Source organism: Streptomyces sp. NPDC047880, from assembly GCF_040706515.1.
Classification (GTDB): Bacteria; Actinomycetota; Actinomycetes; order Streptomycetales; family Streptomycetaceae; genus Streptomyces.
The window spans coordinates 100828-121493 of the sequence record NZ_JBEZOK010000018.1 but is presented as its reverse complement, the minus strand read 5'-3'; the positions used below and the strand labels follow the sequence as shown (position 1 = coordinate 121493).

Annotated in this window: 11 protein-coding genes; 8 read left to right on the top strand and 3 right to left on the bottom strand. The window is 70.3% G+C overall.

Going from position 1 to position 20666, the window contains the following annotated elements; all coding sequences use genetic code 11:
- Positions 1-184 precede the first annotated feature (184 nt).
- The 7 genes from AB0937_RS25375 (at position 185) to fxsT (AB0937_RS25345) (ending at position 14662) form a co-directional block, all read left to right on the top strand.
- The gene (locus AB0937_RS25375) at positions 185-937 is read left to right on the top strand and encodes a toll/interleukin-1 receptor domain-containing protein (RefSeq protein ID WP_366714477.1); all 753 of its coding nucleotides are present in this window, start codon (positions 185-187) and stop codon (positions 935-937) included.
- Positions 934-1809, top strand: coding sequence for a macro domain-containing protein (locus tag AB0937_RS25370; protein ID WP_366714476.1), 876 nt, complete (start codon positions 934-936; stop codon positions 1807-1809). The genes AB0937_RS25375 and AB0937_RS25370 overlap by 4 nt, the downstream gene beginning before the upstream one ends.
- A 29-nt stretch (positions 1810-1838) precedes the next feature.
- Complete coding sequence (locus AB0937_RS25365) at positions 1839-3137, top strand: TIR-like protein FxsC (protein ID WP_366714475.1); 1299 nt, start codon at positions 1839-1841, stop codon at positions 3135-3137.
- Positions 3121-6990 carry an FxSxx-COOH system tetratricopeptide repeat protein gene (gene fxsT / locus AB0937_RS25360; protein WP_366714474.1) on the top strand — a complete coding sequence of 1290 codons (3870 nt, stop codon included), beginning with the start codon at positions 3121-3123 and terminating at the stop codon, positions 6988-6990. The genes AB0937_RS25365 and fxsT (AB0937_RS25360) overlap by 17 nt, the downstream gene beginning before the upstream one ends.
- Before the next feature lie 471 nt (positions 6991-7461).
- A complete protein-coding gene (gene fxsB, locus AB0937_RS25355) occupies positions 7462-9609 on the top strand; it encodes a radical SAM/SPASM protein FxsB, inactivated metallohydrolase extension form (protein ID WP_366714473.1) in 2148 nt (715 codons plus the stop codon).
- Positions 9602-10372: an AAC(3) family N-acetyltransferase gene (locus AB0937_RS25350; protein ID WP_366714472.1), complete on the top strand. Its 771-nt coding sequence runs from the start codon at positions 9602-9604 to the stop codon at positions 10370-10372. Before fxsB ends, AB0937_RS25350 begins: the two co-directional genes overlap by 8 nt.
- A 360-nt stretch (positions 10373-10732) precedes the next feature.
- On the top strand, positions 10733-14662 hold the full coding sequence (gene fxsT / locus AB0937_RS25345) for an FxSxx-COOH system tetratricopeptide repeat protein (protein WP_366714471.1): 3930 nt from the start codon (positions 10733-10735) through the stop codon (positions 14660-14662).
- Here fxsT (AB0937_RS25345) and AB0937_RS25340 read toward each other — a convergent pair.
- From AB0937_RS25340 to AB0937_RS25330, 3 genes are all read right to left on the bottom strand, one after another.
- On the bottom strand, positions 14632-15597 hold the full coding sequence (locus AB0937_RS25340; protein ID WP_366714470.1) for an alpha/beta hydrolase: 966 nt from the start codon (positions 15595-15597) through the stop codon (positions 14632-14634). The genes fxsT (AB0937_RS25345) and AB0937_RS25340 overlap by 31 nt on opposite strands.
- 190 nt (positions 15598-15787) lie before the next feature.
- Positions 15788-17317, bottom strand: a complete 1530-nt coding sequence (locus AB0937_RS25335; protein ID WP_366714469.1) for a UDP-N-acetylglucosamine 1-carboxyvinyltransferase — start codon at positions 17315-17317, stop codon at positions 15788-15790.
- A gap of 84 nt (positions 17318-17401) precedes the next feature.
- Entirely contained in the window at positions 17402-17602 is a 201-nt protein-coding gene (locus AB0937_RS25330) for a DUF4236 domain-containing protein (protein WP_366714468.1), read from the bottom strand.
- A gap of 301 nt (positions 17603-17903) precedes the next feature.
- Between AB0937_RS25330 and acnA the strand changes: the two genes are divergently transcribed.
- Positions 17904-20621: an aconitate hydratase AcnA gene (gene acnA, locus AB0937_RS25325; RefSeq protein ID WP_366714467.1), complete on the top strand. Its 2718-nt coding sequence runs from the start codon at positions 17904-17906 to the stop codon at positions 20619-20621.
- Positions 20622-20666: the final 45 nt, after the last annotated feature.

The window sequence follows — 20666 nt, the reverse complement described above, 5'->3', positions numbered from 1 at the left end:
CCGTTCCACAGGGGCCACACCTGACCGCGTGCGCCCGGTGGGATCCGCTCATGCCTGTTGATGTAGCCGACAGTGCCAGTATGGTTTCTGGCAGTGACCTCCCGGACTGCTTGCCCCGCGACAGGGGCGGTCGACCGGTGTCGGGGGCGTTCATACGGGCGGGGTGTGATGCGGGGGGCGTCATATGAAGATCTTTCTGAGCTGGTCCGGAGTGCCGTCACGGACCTGTGCCGAACGGCTCGCCTCCTGGCTGCGTTACTTCAGCGACGAGATCGAGCCGTTCGTCTCGTCGGAGAGCATCAGGAAGGGCGCGCGTGGGCTGGACGAGATCAAGAAGCAGCTCGACGAGAGCTCCTTCGGCATCGCCTGCGTCACCCGGGCGAACCTCGGCGCCCCGTGGATCACCTTCGAGTCGGGAGCCCTGTCCAAAGAGGTCGACGAACGCAAGGGCCAGCTCGTGCCCTTCCTGCTGGAGGGCAGCCACGACGAATTGGAGGCGGCGAGCAGTCCACTGCGCCAGTTCCAGTCGGCACGGGCGCATGACGAGGAAGACGTGCTGAACATGGTCAGGACCATCAACTCGGTCCTGCGCGAGTCGGCCAACCGGCACCCCGACAACACCCGGGTCGACAGCCTCTTCCGCAAGGTGTGGCCGGAGTTGCGCGATGCCCTCGCCGCGATCGACCTCACGGCCGACACCGCCGAGCACGCCCCGCCGCGCCGCTCCGCGGAGGAGATCCTGGAGGACCTCACCTCGCTCATGCGGGAGCAGATCAGCAGGATCACCGACCTGGAACAGACCGTGGAGGCACTGCGCGACGAACAGGCCAACCTGCCCAGGAAGAGATCCAGATTCACCGGTGTCTACGAGGAATCGCCCGCACCCCACACCCTGTCCGTCCCGCCGCTCGGCACGAACAGCGAGGGGCCGGCATGAGCCGGATGGCCGGGCATCAGGCACGGACCCTCTTCGGCACCCGTCTCGGCCTGTCCACCGCCGGCCGCGCCTGCGCCGTCCAGTTCACCCTGCTGTCCGGGCTCGTCCAGTTGTACCTGGCCTTCTGGCCCGACAGCTCGCTGCCGCGTGTCCCGGCGTTCCTCGGTGTCGTCGGCGTCTCACTGGCGGGTGGCATCCTGCGCTCCTGGCCGCGGACCCGGGTGAGCCACGAGTTCCAGCACCCGGGATTCGAAGCGACCATCAAGGTCGGCGACCTCTTCGAGCAACCGGGCCACCTGGTCATCGGCAGCAACGACGTGTTCGACACCGACACCCGGGATGATCTGCTGATCGTCGAGCGCAGTGTGCAGGGCCAGTTCCTGCGTCGCCGCTACGCGAGCGAGACCACCCGGCTCGACGCAGACATCGACGCCGCGCTCGCCGGTGTACCACCGTTGCGGGTGGAGGACCGGGCCGCGAAGCGGGCGGGGAAACTCGCGCGCTACCCCCTGGGCACGGTCGCCGTCCTCGGTTCGCCGCAGAAGCGCTTCTTCCTCAGCGCGTACGGCACGATGCGCAACGACCTGACGGTCGCCTCCGGGCCCGACCAGATGTGGAAGAGCCTCGAAGAGCTCTGGCATGCGATGCACCTGCACGCACGCCGTGAGGCGGTGGCCATGCCGGTGATCGGATCGGGCCTGGCCCGCATCGACAGCATGGATCACACGAGTCTCATCAAGCTGATCCTGCTGTCCTTCGTCACGAGATCACGGCGGTCGGTCATCTGCAAAGAGCTGACGATCGTGGTCCTTCCGGAGGACTATGTGCGGGTCGACATGCTCGAGTTGGCCATGTTCCTGCGGACCCTGTGACCGCCGGACGTGTGGGGGGAGGCCTTGGTGTGAACCAGGAACCGGAGCGGACGGACCCACACGTTCCGTACTTCTTCCTCAGCTACGCGCACACCCCGCCGCGCGCGACCGACGGCCCGGATCCGGACATGTGGGTGCGCCGGCTCTACCAGGACCTCTGTGAGCACGTCCTGATGCTGACGGACCTGCCGGAGGGCGAGTCGGCCGGGTTCATGGACCGCGCCGTGCGCATCGGCGAGGACTGGAGTGCGCGCCTGTCCGCCGCCCTTGCCACCTGCCGGGTGTTCGTACCGTTGTACTCACCGCGCTACTTCGTGAGCGACCACTGCGGCCGCGAGTGGCGGGCCTTCGCCCTGCGCCAGACGCCGAGCCGGACGGCACAGGACAGCGTCCCGCCGGCGATCGTGCCGGCACTGTGGACGCCGGTGCACGCCGAGCGTCTTCCCTCGACGGCGAAGATTCTGCGGCACGACCACGAGCGGTTCGGCCCGCACTACGCGTCCAACGGTCTGTATGCCCTCATGAAACTGCGCAGGTACCGGGCCGAGTACGAGCATGCCGTCCTGCTGCTGGCCCAGTCGATCGTCACCACGGCCCACGAGAATCCGGTACCCCGAGGCGAACCCCTGGACCTGGCGGACCTGCCCAACGCCTTCGGGCCGCCCCCCGTGCTGCGCCGGGTGCGCATCGTGGTGGCCGCGCCCAGCAGCCGCGAACTGCCGCCGGGACGTTCGGAGCGCTGCTACGGCCCCTCCCCGGTCGACTGGAATCCCTACCGGGAGAGCGACGCCGAAGCCGGCCGGCCGCTCGCGGACTTCGCCGCGGAGCAGGTGCGAGGGCTCGACTACCTCACCACGGTCGAACCCCTGGAGGAGGCGGCCGGCAGTCTGCTGGCCGAGGCACATCCCTCGGCGCCGACGGTGCTGCTGCTCGACCGGTGGGCGGTCGCCGACCCCGAACAACGGGAACTGCTCACCAGGGTGGACGCGGCAGCTCAGCCGTGGGTCGTCGTCATCGTGCCGTGGGACCGCTCCGATCCGGACAACGAGTCCTCGGGGGCGGAACTGCAGTCGGCCCTGGAGAAGACCCTGCCCCGCACGTTGCAGCGGGGCCGCAGCGTCTCCCGGGCCGCGACGGGCGGGGTGCCCTCGCTGTCCGCGTTCGCCGACGTCCTCCCGACCGTGATCCAGTGGGCGGCCGCCCAGTTCCTCCGCCACGTGTCGCCCGTGTACCCGCCCGCCGGTCCCCCCGTCCCCCGGCCCAGGCTGCGCGGCCCCGCCCCGGAGCCGGGATCCGCCCAGGAGACGCGTGATGACCCCCGGAACTGACGGGCAGATCGTCACCTTCTACTCCCAGAAGGGCGGTACCGGGCGGACGATGGCCGTGGCCAACGTCGCCTGGATCCTGGCTTCCAACGGCTACCACGTGCTGGCCGCCGACTGGGACGTGGAGGCGCCGGGGCTGCACCGCTACTTTCACCCGTTCCTCGATGCCGCGACCTCGGCCGCCACCACCGGTGTGCTCAACCTGTTCTCGGGCTACGTCACGGAGTGGCGCACGAAACCGCACACCGAGTCCGCGGCGGACCTGAGACGGCGTCTCGCCCGGGTCCTGCCGCACGCGGTCTCCGTCGACTGGACCTTCCCCGAAGGCGGGAGCCTGGACTACATGCCCGCGGGACGGCAGGACGGCGAGTACCTGACGCACCTCATGGACTTCAGCTGGCGGGAGTTCGCCGAACGGTTCGGTGGCACGCGGTTCCTCGAGGCGCTGCGCCACGACATGAAGAGCCACTACGACTTCACCCTCATCGACAGCCGCTGCGGCGTCAGCGACCTGGTCGGACTGTGCACCATCGACATGCCGGACATCCTGGTCAACTGCTTCACCCTGAGCTCGCAGAGCATCGAGGGCGCGGCACGCATGGCCCGGTCCATACTCCAGGACGTCCATCCACGCCCCCTGCGCATACTGCCCGTCGCGATGCGGGTCGCCGACGACAGGGACGATCGTCTGGCGGCCGCCCGTGAGCTCGTCCGCATGAGCTTCCAGCAGCTGCCGGCCGCCTCCCGCACCGGCGTGGAAGTCCCGCACCGGTCGGACTACGCCTACGAGGAGACGCTGGCCGCGTTCGGTGACCCACCGGGCGAACCGAACAGTCTGCTCGCCGCCTTCGAGCTGCTGACGGAGCTGATCACCGAGGGTCGCGTGCGAGGTCTGCCACCCCTGGACGACGAACTGCGCCGACGCCATCTCGCGTCCTACGTCCGGCCGTTGTCACCCATCGCCACTCCGCTGCGACTGTGGTACGCCCCCCAGGACAGGATGTGGGCCGACTGGGTCGGCTGGCTCCTCGCGGGCTCCGGCTTCGAGGTGATCACCTCCGGCGGCGGCAGCGAACCGGGCCCCTGGGGCGGAGCCCCTCGCACCCTGGCCCTGCTGTCGTCGTCCTTCCTGCGCTCGCCGCAGTCCCGGACCCTGGGGGAGAACATGGGCGGGACCGGTTCCGGCCCTTCAGGGAAGCTGATCCCGTTGCGGATCGAACCCGTCGCGCTCACACCCCCGTTCAGCGACTACGAAGCGGTCGACCTGACCTCCCTCGACGAGCCCGGTACCGCCGAGGCCCTGCTGCGCGGCGTAGGGCTGTCCGGTGAGGCGGCCGAACGGGCCCTGGGACCGGCCCGTCCGCGGTTCCCGCGCCGGACGCCGGACCTGTGGGAGGCCCCGGCGCGCAACCCGTTCTTCGTGGGCCGGGACCGGCTGCTGGACCAGCTCGCCGCCACGCTGAAGGTCAGCCGGCAACAGGCCGTGATACTCCCTCACGACGGCCTCGCCGCCACCGGACGCACCCAGCTGGCCGTGGAGTACGCCCACCGCTTCCAGGCCGCGTACGACCTGGTGTGGTGGATCCGTGCGCACAGCCGGGAATCGGTCCTGCTGTCGCTGGCACAGCTGGCGGAGCGGATGGGCCTGCGCAACGGGGACGACGTTCCCACGGCCGCGCGCCGGGCCCTCGACGCGCTGGACTCGGGATCGCCCAGCTGCCGGTGGCTCCTGGTGTACGACAACGCGGCAGGCCGGCCGGCCCTGTCGGAGCTGCTGCCCGCCGGCCCCCAGGGGCATGTGCTGGTGACCTCCCGGGACCGCACGTGGAGCGAGAGCATGCACCCCGTGTGGGTCGACGCGTTCACCCGGGAGCAGAGCATCGAACTGCTGCGGCGGAGGGCTCCGTCGCTCTCCGCCGTGGACGCGGACCGGATCGCGGCCACCGCGAGCGACCTCCCGCTGGCCGTCGCCCAGGCCGGAGCGTGGCTCGCGCAGTTCCCTTCGGCGCAGGACTACCTGCACCGGCTGACCGCCCGGAGCGACGCCCGGGCCGCGAGGGGAGCGGACGACGGGGCCGCACCGGCGATCGCCGCCGGCACCGCGGTGGCCCTCGACGCACTCGCCGAGCGCGCCCCCGCGGCGCTGCGGCTGCTCGCCCTGTGCAGCGTGCTCGCACCGCAGCCGCTGCCGCTGGCCCTGGTCTGCACCGACACCGCGCTGCGCCTGCTGCGCCCGCACGACGACGCCCTGCACGAGCCGATGCTGGTCGACCGACAGGTGCAGGAACTCAGCCGGCTGGGCCTGGCCGAGGTCGACCTGGCCGGGCACACGCTGAAGGTGCACCGGGTCGTGCAGCACCTGGTGACGGCTGCCCTGCCGGCCGGCGAGCTGGACGAGGTCCGCCACGAGGCACACCTGCTCCTCAGGGCCGCCGTGCCCCGGCGCGACGACTCCGCCGCCGAGGCGGACGACCTGGCGTTCGAGAGGCTCTGGCCCCACTTCGACCACGCCGGCGCGGACGCGTGCCCCGACAGCGACACCCGCGTCGTGCTGCTGGAGCGGGTGCGCCGCACCGCGCAGCACGGCATGCCCGCCCGGGCCCTCGAACTGGGCCGCCGGCTGGACCGGAGCTGGACCGCCGTCGACGGGGGAGACGACGACCAGCACGTGCTGCAGCTGCGCAACCATCAGGCGACCGCGTTGCGGAGCCTGGGAGCGAACGACGAGGCGTACGGCCTGGATGCCCGCACTCTGGCCCGGCAACGCGAGCTCCTGCCGCCCGGCCACTCCCACACCCTGATCACCGCCGCCGGCCTGGCCGAGGACCTGAGAGCACTCGGCCGGTTCGGCGAGGCGCTGGAGCTGGCGCGTGAGGTGCACACCGGATTCCACGACCTGTTCGGCGAGGAGCACCCGCAGACACTGACCGCGGCCGAGGCGCTCGCCCGGTCGTACCGCCTGGTGGGAGACTACTCGGCCGCGCGGGAGCGGAGCCTGGACACCTGGCAACGGCAGTGCCGCGTGCTCGGGGACGGTCATCCCGCGGCGTTGGCGTCGGCACTGGGCCTCGCCCGGGACCTGCGCGAACTGGGCGACTACGCCGGCTCCGTGCGCGTGCTGCGCCCCGCCCTGGAGAGCCTTCGCCGCCAGAACACCCATGGCGCGCTGCGTGCGACCGTCAGCCTGTCGGTCTCCCTGCGCCGCATCGGAGAGCGTCACGAGGCCGACGAGCTCGCCGCGCACGCCGAGGAGGGCTACACGACGGAACGGGAGCGGGACGATCCCGACTGGCTGGTCTGCGGCGTCAACCTGGCGGCCCTGACCGCAGGCGCGGGCGACCTGGCCGCCGCGCGCACCGTGATCAGCCGTCTCCAGCACGGTGTCGCCCAGTTGCGCGGCCCGGAACACCCGGACAACGCGGTCTGCGACCACAACCTCGCGGCGTGGCTGCGCACCGCCGGTGAGACCGATGAGGCACTGGCCGCGGCCACACGGACCGTCCGGTCCTTCGGCAGGTTCCTCGGCGACGCCCACCCGTACACCTTGTTCGGGAGGCTGACCATGGCCAACGTCCTGGGCGACATGGAGCGGTTCGCGTCTGCGGAGAGCATGGCGCGGGCCTGCGCTCAGGCCCTGCGCACCTGCCTCGGGGAGGGGCACCCGGACACCCTGATCGCCGACCTGTCCCTGGCGGTCACCCTGCGCTCGATGGGCCGCGCGGCGGAGGCCGGCCGGTTGCGGGACCGGGCGGTGAGCGCGTTCGACAAGCGACTCGGTCCCGGACATCCCTGGACGGCCGCGGGCCGCGGCTGGCAGCGCGTCGACCGTGATCTGGAATTCCTGTTGCCCGCCTGAACCATGCTGCTCCGGACCGCCGTTCGGCGTCCCGGTGAACGCCCGGGGCAGCGGTGACGAGAAATCACCGCTGCCGCACCGGGCATTGCGGTACGCATTGCCCACCTCGCGCAGGGGCTGCGAAGATGGCAGAGGCATGCTTGGCGGAACGTCTACGCGCACCGTGTCCACTCCATCCCCGGACTCTCGCCGTCCCCGGTGTGTGGGAGACGGCCCTGAACCAAGGTGAAGCCGACGCAGATGAAGATTCCGGTCACGAAACCCGCAGACAAGCCTCCTACGGGAGTCCCGGCCTCCGGGAGAACCCCGCTCGCGGAGATCCGCACCCACGGGATCGAGGTCACCACGGTCGTGAGGCGAGTGACTCCGGCTCTGGGAGACGACGGGGCCCGGACGCACCCCACCTTCAACTCCGCCGTCTAGCCGGTCGCCCGATGCGGACGCGCGGCGCGGCCGGCGAGGTGTGAGGACGTGGCCCTGCGGGAGCTCGTCCTGAAGGTCCACAGCAGATGCGACCTGGCGTGTGACCACTGCTATGTCTATCGGCACGCGGACCAGAGCTGGCGGAGGATGCCGCCGCTGATCTCGGAGGGGACGCTCCGCCAGGTGACCCGTCGGCTCGCCGAGTACGTACACGAGGAGCGGCTCCCGCAGCTCGCGGTCATCCTGCACGGCGGCGAGCCACTGCTCGCGGGTCCGGCACGGTTGCGGTCGATCTGCGCGGAGCTCACCCGTGCGCTGGCTCCGATGACCGACCTCGATCTGCACATCCACACCAACGGTGTGCGGCTGAACCGCGCGCACCTGGAGGTGTTCAGGGAGTTCGACGTCAAGGTAGGGCTCTCCCTGGACGGCGACCGGGCCGCGAACGACCGGCACCGGCTCGATCATCGGGGCCGCAGCAGTTACGAACGAGTGCTGCGCGGGCTGGAGTTGCTGCGGCTCCCGGAGTACCGGCACCTCTTCCAGGGGCTGTTGTGCACCGTCGACGTGGCCGGCGATCCGGTCCTCGTGCACGACGCGCTGATCGCCCTGGACCCGCCGCGGATCGACTACCTCCTGCCCCATGCCACCTGGGACGCACCGCCGCCCCCGGGGCGCCCGGGATCCTCCACGCCCTACGCCGACTGGCTGCTGAGGGTCTTCGAACGGTGGGAGGAACAGGGGCGCCCGGTGCCCGTACGGACCTTCGACTCGATCCTCAGCACGCTGCGCGGTGGCCCCGCACTCACGGAGGCGCTGGGAGCCGCGGACGACGGCATCGCGGTCGTCGACACGGACGGCACCCTCACACGGTCCGACTCGCTCAAGGTCGCCTATGACGGCGCACCCGCCACGGGATACGACGTCTTCCGGCACGGTTTCCGGGAGTTCACCGAAGGCGCACAGGCGCCCGTCCGCCGCGGCGGGATCAGCGAGACCTGCCGGCGGTGCCCCGTTCTCGCCACGTGCGGCGGGGGACTGGTCGCACATCGCTACAGCACCGGACGGGACTTCGACAATCCGTCGGTGTACTGCGCGGACCTGCGTGCCCTGATCGAGGGAATCGCCGAACGGATCACGGATCGCTCGCTGGCTCCGGCCGTGACGAGCGCCGGCGAACTCAAACGGGCGCGGCTACGGGTGGATCGCGCGCTGCTCGCAGGAGTGAACGCCAAGCTCGCCGGCCGTGCCGGCTGGGACGAGGCCTGGAGCCTCCTGATCCGCCTGGACTCCGAAGAATCCACAGCCCCGCACCTCGACGCGGTCATCTCCCATCCTTATCTCAGACCCTCCCTGATCCGCTCCTGGAACGGCACGGCGGATCTGCCGCGCTTCATGGCGGTGGCGACGGCCGCTGCGCTCGCCGCGGGCGCCGAAGCGACCCTGCGCTGGGAACAGCCGAGCCCGCTGATCCACCTCCCGACCCTGGGCACCGTTCGCCTGTCCCGGCCCGGCCAGGTGGAATTCCGTGTCGGCAAGGGTGACTTCCGCGTACGCGGCGGCGCATCCTCGGCCGGTGACGACGGCACTCCGCTCGTCCTGCGCAGCTGGCGGCCGTTGGCGTCGCTGCCTCTCGGCCACGGCCCGCGGCTGCTGATCGACGACGCCGACCCGGGACGGGACTGCTTCGCCGCGGTCGTCACCCCCGCGCTCGACCCCGGCGCCCTGGACGCGTTCCGCGACCGGCTGCGGAACGCGTACGGCCTTCTGGGCCGGCGTGAGCCCGGCTGGTGGCAGAGCGCCAACGCGCCCGCCGCGACGACGATCACCCCGCTCACCGCAGGCGCCGGACTGCGCCTGGGCGCCTGCGGCAGCGGCGCACTGGGGGTGGCGATCGACGTCGAGCCGGAGGAATTCGTCCGCGAGCTGCCCCGCCTCGGCCGGCGGGGGAGGCTCGCCGCGTTGCGCGAGGTCCTCGACCTGCATCTGCCGGGCAGCCCGGCAGGGCCACTGCTCGATCTGGCCAGCGAGTACGTCGGCAGAGCCGCCCGTCCGTCGCCGGAAGCCGGTCCGGCGCGCATCCTGGCGGACCGGGCCCTGCGCGAGCTGGCCGGCCTTCCCCCGCGTGAACTCACGGAGAACGGCAGCTACGTGGCCGACGAGCTGCGAGCGGAATGGATGACTCTTCATGACTGACGGCACCCGACTGGTCCGTTTCCTGAGCGAGTTGGGGGTCCGGCGCGGCGGCGTTCTGCTGGTGCACGCCTCCCTGAGCGGCACCGGCCTGCCTCCCGCCGTGGTACGAGACGCCCTTCTGGCCGCCCTCGGTCCGGTGGGCACGCTCGTCACCCCGGCCTTCACCCCGGAGAACTCCGACACCTCCGACCGCCACCGTGCGCTCACCGCAGGCCTGACCGAACAGCAGAGGGAGGCCTACCGGGCGGGCATGCCGGCCTTCGATCCGGACGTCACCCCGTGCCCGGCGGTCGGCGCGCTGGCCGACTGCGTACGGGCCACCCCCGGCGCGGTGCGCAGCGCGCATCCGCAGACCTCGTTCGCCGCGATCGGCCCCCGGGCCCGCGACCTGCTCACCGGCCACGACCCGGACTGCCATCTGGGAGAACGGTCCCCGCTGGGGCGGATGTACCAGCTCCATGCGCAGATCCTGCTGTTCCGCGTGGGGTTCGAGGCGTGCAGCGCACTCCATCTGGCCGAGTACCGCATGACACCGGGACCCAAGACGCGGAGATACCGCTGTGCGGTGGGCGGCGGAGCGTGGACCTCCTACGAGGACATCGTGCTCGACGACAGCGACTTCGCCGCGATCGGAGCCCGGATCCCGCACGAACTCCTGACCAAAGGCGAATTCGCCGGAAAGACGGCCACCCTCGTGGAGATGCGGGAGACTGTGGACGCCGCTGAGCGTCAGATGTCCGGATACAGGTGGAGAACGGCGTAAAACTAACCACCCGTCGGACAGGCGGGTGGGGCACAGTGTTGATTCCGGCCACATGACGCCGTCGGGTGACTTCCCAGGGCTTCAACCGGCAGGGGGACGTGTGGAGATGCGGCATCGGATCAGTGCTCACCACCCCTGTCCCCGCTCGGGCCGCGTCAACCCGCGGCGCCGGGCCGCGGCCGCCGTCTCCGAGGCCGGGCCGTCGTGGGGAATACTCAGGCGGGCGTTCTCCACGCGACCGACGTGCGCACGATTCCGCAGTCCCCCGGAGACGCGGACGGGTGCCCCCACCCCGGCCTCGTCCCATCGAGCCCGCCAACTCCCTGCCTACGTACCAGGGGTCGACAACGGAGGAAATGCATGATGGCGCGCCGGAGTGGACGTATCATCACGTTCTACTCTTACAAGGGCGGTACGGGCCGCACGATGGCCTTGGCGAACACGGCGTGGATCCTCGCCGCCAACGGTGCGCGTGTGCTGGCCGTCGACTGGGACCTCGAAGCCCCCGGACTGCACCGCTTCTTCCATCCGTTCCTCGACCCCAGCACACTCGAGGCCACCCCCGGCGTGATCGACATGATCAGTGAGTACTCCTGGGCGGCGACCAGCGGAAGCCATCGTTCCGGCACCTGGCACCGGCAGTACGCGCGCGCCGGCCGGCACGCGGTCTCCCTCAATCCGAAAGCCCTCGGACTGTCGTTCTCCGACGGAGGCTCGCTCGACTTCCTGTCCGCCGGTCAGCAGAACCGCGCGTACTCGGCCACCGTCTCCTCCTTCGAATGGGACAACTTCTACGACCGGCTCGGCGGCGGCATCTTCCTGGACGCCCTGCGCGAGGACATGAAGGCGTCGTACGACTACGTCCTCATCGACAGCCGCACCGGCCTGTCGGACAGCGCGGACATCTGCACCATCCAGATGCCCGACGTCCTCGTCGACTGCTTCACGCTCAGCGACCAGGCGCTGGACGGCGGTGCCGCCGTGGCCCGGACCGTCGAGGCCGACTACCGCGACCGGCGCATCCGGGTGCTCCCCGTGCCGATGCGGGTCGACGAGGGCGAGAAGGAGAAGGCCGACGCGGGACGGGCGCTGGCCCGGCTGAAATTCGACGGACTGCCCAAGGGGAAGGACGGCGAACCGCTGGACCCGGCGCAGCTGAACGAGTACTGGGGCGCCGTCGAGATCCCGTACCGCCCGTACTACGCCTACGAGGAGTTGCTCGCGGCCATCGGCGACCAGAGCGGGGTGTCGAGCTCACTGCTGTCCGCCTTCGAGCGCCTTACGGAGGTCATCTCCGACGGAGAGGTGACCCGGCTGCCGCCGATCCCCGAACCGGTACGGCAGCGCTGTCTGGCCGCCTACACGCGGCGCAGGCCGACGACTTTGGCCGCGGACGTCTTCGTGGTGTTCGCGGGCGAGGACCGCATGTGGGCGGAGTGGCTGGAGGGGACCCTCAAGCCGTACTGCTCGCGGGTGACGCTGCACGACGTGGCCATCCGCGTTCCGGAGCGCCCGGACCCGGCCACGCGCGCGCTGATCCTCACGTCGGACGCCTTCCTGCAGGCCAGACACGGACGGGCCGCGTGGCGGGCCCTCACCGACTCCGCTCCGGGCCTGCCGGCTCTCCAGGTGACACGCCTGCGACTGGACCGTGCGCAGATGCCCGGCGCCGACGTGGAGTACACCTCGGTGGACCTCCACCGGGCGGATGAGGCCGAGTGCGTCCAGAGGGTCTTCAGGGCGCTGAACCTGACGACCGATCTGGTGCCCACCGGTACGGCCGGCCCCCGATTCCCGGGCAGCTGGCCGAGGATCTTCAACGCCCCGAGCCGCAACACCCTCTTCACGGGCCGGGCCGCGGTGCTCGAACAGTTGCGCTCGCAGCTCGGCGAAGGCATCTCCGTGGTGCTGCCCCAGCCGCAGACGCTCTTCGGGCTCGGCGGCGTGGGCAAGACGCAGATCGTCCTGGAGTACGTGCACCGCTTCGTCGCCGACTACGACCTGGTGTGGTGGATCTCCGCGGAGCACAAGGACACCATCATCGCCTCCCTCGCCGAACTCGGTTCGAGGCTCGGTGCCTCCGGAGGCGACGACATGGCCCTGGCCAGCGCCGAGGTGGTGCAGATGCTGGCAACCGGTGCGCCGGCCACCCGCTGGCTGCTCGTCTTCGACAACGCGGACGACCCCGAGACGCTCAAGCCGTACTTCCCGTCCGGCGGCGGGCACATCCTCGTCACGTCCCGGAACCAGGCGTGGGCCCAGCAGGGCGCGTCCCTGTCCGTCGACGTGTTCCCGCGTGAGGAGAGCATCGAGCACCTCACCCGGCAGGCCCCCGGCCTGACCGTCGACGAGGCGGACCGGGTGGCGGACGCCGTGGGCGACCTGCCGCTGGCCGTCGAACAGGCCGCCGCCTGGCTCGCGGAGACGGCCACCCCCACCGACGAGTACCTGCGGCAACTGACCGAACAGACCACCGCTGTGCTGGGTCTCAACCACCCCAAGGACTACCCGCAGCCGGTGGCCGCCACCTGGAACATCTCCATCGCCCGCCTCAAGGAACGCTCACCGGCCTCGGTGCGGCTCCTCCAGCTGTGCGCCTTCATGGCGCCGGAACCGATCTCCGTGCGCGTGCTCTACAACAAGGAGATGCTGGACGCCCTGCGGGAGTGGGACCCCTCGCTCCAGGAGAGTCTGCTCCTGGGCCGGGTGATCCGCGAGATCGGGCGTTTCGCCCTGGCCAAGGTCGATCAGAGCAGCGGCAGCATCCAGGTCCACCGGCTGGTCCAGGCCGTCATCCGCTCACAGCTTTCGGAGGGGGAACGGGAAGAGGCGCGGCACGTCGTGCACACCGTTCTCGCCAGCGCTCGCCCCGACGGGGACGAGCCCACCGACGACCCGTCGACCTGGCCGCTCTTCGACTCCATCTGGTCACACCTGCTGGCCTCGGGCATCCAGGACTGCTCGGAACCCGAACCCCGGCGACTGCTCATCGACCGGGTGCGGTACCTGTGGAAGCGCGGCGACCTGCCGAGCGCCCGCCAGCTCGCGATGGATGTGCTGGAGCGCTGGATCGAGCGCCTCGGTGAGAACGACATGCAATGCCTCTACCTGCGCTGTCAGCTCGCCAACGTGCTCCGTTCGCAGGGCCGCTACATGGAGGCCCGCACGATCGACGAGGAACTGCTGGAGCGGCAGCGCGAGGTCCTGGGCTCCAACCATCCGCACACCTACATCACCGCGTCCAGCCTGGCGAGCGACCTGGCCGCCCTCGGCGAGTACCGTTCGGCCGTGGAGCTGGCCGAGGCCGCGCACCGGGGATTCCGCGACATCTTCCACGAGTCGCACCAGCGGACCCTCAGCGCGGCCAACAACCTCGCACTCGCGCTGCGCATGGTCGGCCGCTACGACGAAGCCCGCGCCGTGGACCAGGACGTCTACGACCGCCGCCTGGTCGTTCTCGGCCCCACGCATCCCTACACCCTCGGCTCGGCCTCCAGCCTCGGCCGCGACCTGCGGGAGATCGGCCGCTACGACGAGGCCGTGGAGATCCTGTCCCGCGTGTACGAGGACCACAAGCGCATCCTGGGGGAGCACTTCCCCTCCACGCTCAGCTGCGCCAAGTCGCTCGCCGTCTCGCTGCGCAGAGTGGGGCGGGTGGAGGACGCGCTGCGGCTGACGACCGCCACCCTGGCGAGGTACCGCGAGCAGTACTCGTCGCCGAATCCGGACTGGCTGGCCTGCGACCTGAACCTCGCGTCGGACCTGTACGCCGCCGACGAGAAGGAGCAGGCCCGGGAGGTCGCCCGCCAAGCGCTCGCCGGGTACATGAAGGTCCCGGGCGAGGCCCATCCCTACACCCAGGGCGCCCTCAACAACCTCGGCATCTTCCACTGGGGCTGCGGGGACCTGGCAGAGGCCGAGGAGGTGTTCCAGGGGGTCCTGCCGCGCTTGAGGGACATGCTGGGCAAGGACCACCCGCACACGCTGATCTCCGGCCTCAACTTCGCCAACGTGCTCGCCGACCAGGGCCGTTTCGAAGAGGCGTACGACCTGGAGAGCAAGGCCGCCGCCGGCCTGAGCGCGGTGCTGGGGCGGCACCACCCGGACGCCCTGACCGCGGTCGCCAACTCGGCACTGACGCTGCGTTCACTGGGCAGCCCCGAGGCGGACCGCCTGCGGGAGGAGAGCCTCGGCGAGTTGAGGCGACTGCTCGGCGACGAGGTCATGAACATGCGGTCCGTGCGGCACGAACGACGCCTCTACCGCGACCTGGAACCGCTGGCCGTGTAGCGCGACCCGGTGGGCCGTTCCTCCTGGAAGGGGAGCGCTTCGCTCGGCGAGGTGTCGATGAGCGACCATCTCAGCACGTCCGGCAGCACACGCAGGGCTCCGAAGTGGGCCGCGGACGGCTCGATCACGGACGTGGCCCGTGGGATGCGCTCCGCGAGCCATGAGGAGTGGGCCACCGGTGAGAAGGCGTCGCGGGCACCGTGCCACAGCAGGACGGGCACCTGGATACAGGTCGGGTCGAATCCCCAGGGCTCGGTCAGGGCGAACGAGTCGTCGATCCAGCCGTACGGCGAACTGCGCAGCGCCTCGCAGTAGTTGCGCAGCAGCATCGAGCGGACGCCGTTGTCGGAGATGATCTTCCGGTCGTCGTCGGTCATCTCCGCGCGCAGTTCCTCCAGCAGCCGCGCGGGGTCGGAGCGAATGGAGTCGGTGCGGGGGATGAGCCGGGCCTCGAACTCCTCGGGGTCGGCGAGCGCCGTGCTGTACTCGTCGATGTTGGAGGGCGCCATCCCGGCGAACCAGTCGAGGCCCTCCGCGTCCCGGGGGGCGAGGGTGACGAGGGCTGCCGCACGGGTCACCCGGTGCGGCAGCCGGGCCGCGCAGGCCAGGGCGTGCGGGGCGCCGCCGGAGCGGCCGACGACCGCGAAGCGGTCCATGCCCAGGGCGTCGGCCACGGCGGTCACGTCCTGCACGACGTCCACGACACGGCGGCCGGGCTGGCGGTCGGATCCTCCGTATCCGGGACGGTCGTAGCTGATCAGCAGGACTCCGCGCTGATACAGGTACATGGGGCGTGGTCTGGGGCCGACCCGGCTGCCGGGAGTGCCGTGGAGCAGGAACACGGGGCGCCCCCGCGGGTCCCCGGAGCACTCGACCCGCAGTCGCCTCCCGTCCGCCGTCCGGACGTGGTCCAGCGTCGACGTCAGGTCCCGCACGATGTGTCCCCTCTCCCAACCCACAGACCAGGTCCCAAGCTGCCGGAACTTGACTCACTCGTCCAGCCGGCACCATCGCTTTCGGCTCCGTGCCGAACAGGCACAACGAGGGACGGGCGGGTGTGTCACCGCAGCGTCCGGGCCGCGCCCGGATACGCCCGGCTCGACGGAGGCTTGCCCCGGGGCGGCCTCAGATGTCCCGGAACGTCTCGATCTGCGCCCCGATCGAGTTCAGCCGCTCCGCCAGGTCCTCGTAACCGCGGTTGATGACGTACACGTTGCGCAGCACCGACGTGCCCTCGGCCGCCATCATCGCCAGCAGGACGACGACCGCGGGGCGCAGGGCCGGCGGGCACATCATCTCGGCGGCGCGCCAGCGGGTCGGGCCCTCGACCAGGACGCGGTGGGGGTCCAGGAGCTGGAGGCGGCCGCCGAGGCGGTTCAGGTCGGTCAGGTAGATCGCGCGGTTGTCGTAGACCCAGTCGTGGATGAGGGTCTGGCCCTGGGCGACCGCCGCGATGGCCGCGAAGAACGGGACGTTGTCGATGTTCAGGCCCGGGAACGGCATGGGGTGGATCTTGTCGATCGGTGCCTCCAGCTTGGAGGGCCGGACCGTGAGGTCCACCAGCCGGGTGCGGCCGTTGTCGGCGAAGTACTCGGGCGTGCGGTCGTGGTCGAGGCCCATCTCCTCCAGGACCGCGAGCTCGATCTCCAGGAACTCGATGGGAACGCGGCGCACCGTCAGCTCCGACTCCGTCACCACGGCCGCGGCCACCAGGCTCATCGCCTCGACCGGGTCCTCGGAGGGGGAGTAGTCCACGTCGACGTCGATGGTGGGCACGCCGTGCACGGTGAGCGTGGTCGTGCCGATGCCGTCGACCTTGACGCCGAGGGCCTCCAGGAAGAAGCAGAGGTCCTGGACCATGTAGTTGGACGAGGCGTTGCGGATGACGGTGATGCCGTCGTGCCGGGCGGCCGCGAGCAGGGCGTTCTCGGTGACCGTGTCGCCGCGCTCGGTCAGGACGATCGGCCGGTCGGGGCTGACCGCGCGGTCCACCTGGGCGTGGTACAGGCCCTCGGTGGCGGCGATGTCCAGGCCGAACCGGCGCAGCGCGATCATGTGCGGCTCGATCGTGCGCGTGCCGAGGTCGCAGCCGCCGGCGTACGGCAGCTTGAAGTGGTCCATGCGGTGCAGCAGCGGGCCGAGGAACATGATGATGGAGCGGGTGCGGCGGGCCGCGTCCGCGTCGATCGCCGCCAGGTTCAGCTCCGCCGACGGCACGATCTCCAGGTCGACGCCGTCGTTGATCCACCGGGTGCGCACCCCGATGGAGCCCAGCACCTCGAGAAGGCGGTACACCTCCTCGATGCGGGCGACGCGGCGCAGCACCGTGCGCCCCTCGTTGAGCAGCGAGGCGCACAGCAGTGCCACGCACGCGTTCTTGCTCGTCTTCACGTCGATGGCACCGGACAGCCGGCGCCCGCCGACCACCCGCAGATGCATGGGACCGGCGTAGCCGAGCGACACGATCTCGCTGTCGAGGGCCTCCCCGATGCGCGCGATCATCTCAAGGCTGATGTTCTGATTGCCGCGCTCGATCCGGTTGACGGCGCTCTGGCTGGTGCCGAGCGCCTCGGCCAGCTGCGACTGGGTCCAGCCACGGTGCTGCCGGGCGTCACGGATGAGCTTGCCGATGCGTACGAGGTAGTCGTCTGACATGAGGCTGAGGTTATCTCAGATATGAGATGAGGTCCGATCGGGGGGTCCGAACGGGTGATGGGATGTCAAACCCGCCCGCCCCTCTCAGTGTCGACGCGCCTTGGTGGTGCGCCGCCAGCCGAAGGGTCCGGGCAGGTCCATCGAGGTCGTGCGGCGTCCCGTGCTGCTGCGGGTGTACCGCGGGCCGTTCTTTCCGCCGCCGGTGGTGATGGACCAGGAGCACTTGTTGATGTTCAGTCGCACCCCCGGAAGGATCCGGAAACTCTTGCGGAACGTGAGCGGCATGCCCTGTCTCCTCTCCTGTGCGTGGCTGTCCGTCTGCCTGTGTGGTGCGTGGAGGCCTGGTTCGGATACCCGGGAAAAGGGCGTACATGGCCGCCGGGGGGCGCCGGGGCATGACCATCCGGCGCTCGTGTACTAGAGTTATCTCGACATCGAGATATCTGCCGAGAGAGCACCGCAGCCGCACGCCGCCATCGAGTCCGGCGGTAAGGGTTACCTAACTTAGCCTTACCTTAGCGGATCGGCCAAGATGCCGTGGCGGCAGGATCGTGGTGGTACGCGCACATCAATGAAGGAGACTGTCGTGTCGGCGAACAGCTTCGACGCCCGCAGCACGCTGCAGGTGGGCGACGAGTCGTACGAGATCTTCCGGCTGGACAAGGTGGAGGGCTCGGCCCGCCTTCCCTACAGCCTCAAGGTCCTGCTGGAGAACCTGCTCCGCACCGAGGACGGCGCGAACATCACCGCCGACCACATCCGTGCCCTCGGCGGGTGGGACTCGCAGGCCCAGCCCAGCCAGGAGATCCAGTTCACGCCGGCCCGCGTGATCATGCAGGACTTCACCGGCGTTCCCTGCGTCGTGGACCTCGCGACCATGCGTGAGGCCGTGAAGGAGCTGGGCGGCGACCCGGCGAAGATCAACCCGCTGGCGCCGGCCGAGCTGGTCATCGACCACTCCGTCATCGCCGACAAGTTCGGCACGAACGACGCCTTCAAGCAGAACGTCGACCTGGAGTACGGCCGCAACAAGGAGCGCTACCAGTTCCTGCGCTGGGGCCAGACCGCCTTCGACGAGTTCAAGGTCGTCCCGCCCGGCACCGGCATCGTCCACCAGGTGAACATCGAGCACCTGGCCCGTGTCGTGATGGTCCGCGACGGCAAGGCCTACCCGGACACCCTGGTCGGCACCGACTCGCACACCACCATGGTCAACGGCCTCGGCGTGCTCGGCTGGGGCGTCGGCGGCATCGAGGCCGAGGCCGCCATGCTCGGCCAGCCGGTCTCCATGCTCATCCCGCGCGTCGTCGGCTTCAAGCTGACCGGTGAGCTGCAGCCCGGCACGACCGCCACCGACCTCGTGCTGACCATCACCGAGATGCTCCGCAAGCACGGTGTCGTCGGCAAGTTCGTCGAGTTCTACGGCGAGGGCGTCGCCGCCACCTCCCTCGCGAACCGCGCCACCATCGGCAACATGTCGCCGGAGTTCGGCTCCACCGCCGCGATCTTCCCGATCGACGGCGAGACCATCAACTACATGCGGCTCACCGGCCGCAGCGAGCAGCAGCTCGCGCTGGTCGAGGCGTACGCCAAGGAGCAGGGCCTCTGGCTCGACCCGGCCGCCGAGCCCGACTTCTCCGAGAAGCTCGAGCTCGACCTGGCGACCGTCGTGCCGTCCATCGCCGGCCCCAAGCGCCCGCAGGACCGCATCGTCCTCGCCAACGCCGCCGAGCAGTTCAAGACGGACGTGCGCGCCTACGTCAACGACGAGTACGAGGCCAGCAAGGAGTCCTTCCCCAGCTCCGACGCGCCCTCGACGATCCCGAACGGCGCCCCGTCCAACCCGGTCACCGTGACCGCCCCCGACGGCACGTCGTACGAGATCGACCACGGCGCCGTGACGGTCGCGGCCATCACCTCCTGCACCAACACCTCCAACCCGTACGTCATGGTCGCCGCCGCGCTGGTGGCCAAGAAGGCGGTGGAGAAGGGCCTGACCCGCAAGCCGTGGGTCAAGACCACCCTCGCCCCGGGCTCCAAGGTCGTCACCGACTACTTCGAGAAGGCGGGCCTGACCCCGTACCTCGACAAGGTCGGCTTCAACCTCGTCGGCTACGGCTGCACCACCTGCATCGGCAACTCCGGCCCGCTGCCGGAGGAGGTCTCCAAGGCCGTCAACGACCACGACCTCGCGGTCACCTCGGTCCTCTCCGGCAACCGGAACTTCGAGGGCCGGATCAACCCCGACGTCAAGATGAACTACCTGGCGTCCCCGCCGCTGGTCGTGGCCTACGCGCTCGCCGGCTCCATGAAGGTGGACATCACCCGTGAGGCCCTGGGTACCGACCAGGACGGCAACCCGGTCTTCCTGAAGGACATCTGGCCCTCCGAGGCCGAGGTGAACGAGGTCGTCGCCAACGCCATCGGCGAGGACATGTTCTCCAAGTCCTACAGCGACGTCTTCGCCGGCGACGCCCAGTGGCAGGCGCTGCCGATCCCGACCGGCAACACCTTCGAGTGGGACGCCGAGTCCACCTACGTGCGCAAGCCCCCGTACTTCGAGGGCATGGCCCACGAGCCGGCCCCGGTGGAGAACATCTCCGGCGCCCGCGTGCTCGCCAAGCTCGGCGACTCGGTCACCACCGACCACATCTCCCCGGCCGGCGCCATCAAGGCCGACACCCCGGCCGGCAAGTACCTCACCGAGCACGGTGTGGAGCGCCGTGACTTCAACAGCTACGGCTCCCGCCGCGGCAACCACGAGGTCATGATCCGCGGTACGTTCGCCAACATCCGCCTGCGCAACCAGATCGCGCCGGGCACCGAGGGCGGCTACACCCGCGACTTCACCCAGGACGGCGGTCCGGTGTCGTTCATCTACGACGCCTCCCGCAACTACATCGAGCAGGGCATCCCGCTGGTCGTCCTGGCCGGCAAGGAGTACGGCTCCGGCTCGTCCCGCGACTGGGCCGCCAAGGGCACCGCGCTCCTCGGCGTCAAGGCCGTCATCGCCGAGTCCTACGAGCGCATCCACCGCTCGAACCTCATCGGCATGGGTGTGCTCCCGCTCCAGTTCCCGGAGGGCCAGTCGGCCGCGTCCCTCGGCCTCACCGGTGAGGAGACCTTCGACTTCACCGGCGTCGAGGAGCTCAACAACGGCACCACCCCGCGCACGGTGAAGGTCACCACCGACACCGGCGTCGAGTTCGACGCGGTGGTCCGCATCGACACCCCCGGCGAGGCGGACTACTACCGCAACGGCGGCATCATGCAGTACGTGCTGCGCAGCCTGATCCGCAAGTAAGCGGACCCGTCACGGCAGTTCGAGGGCCGCGTTCCCGGGTGACCG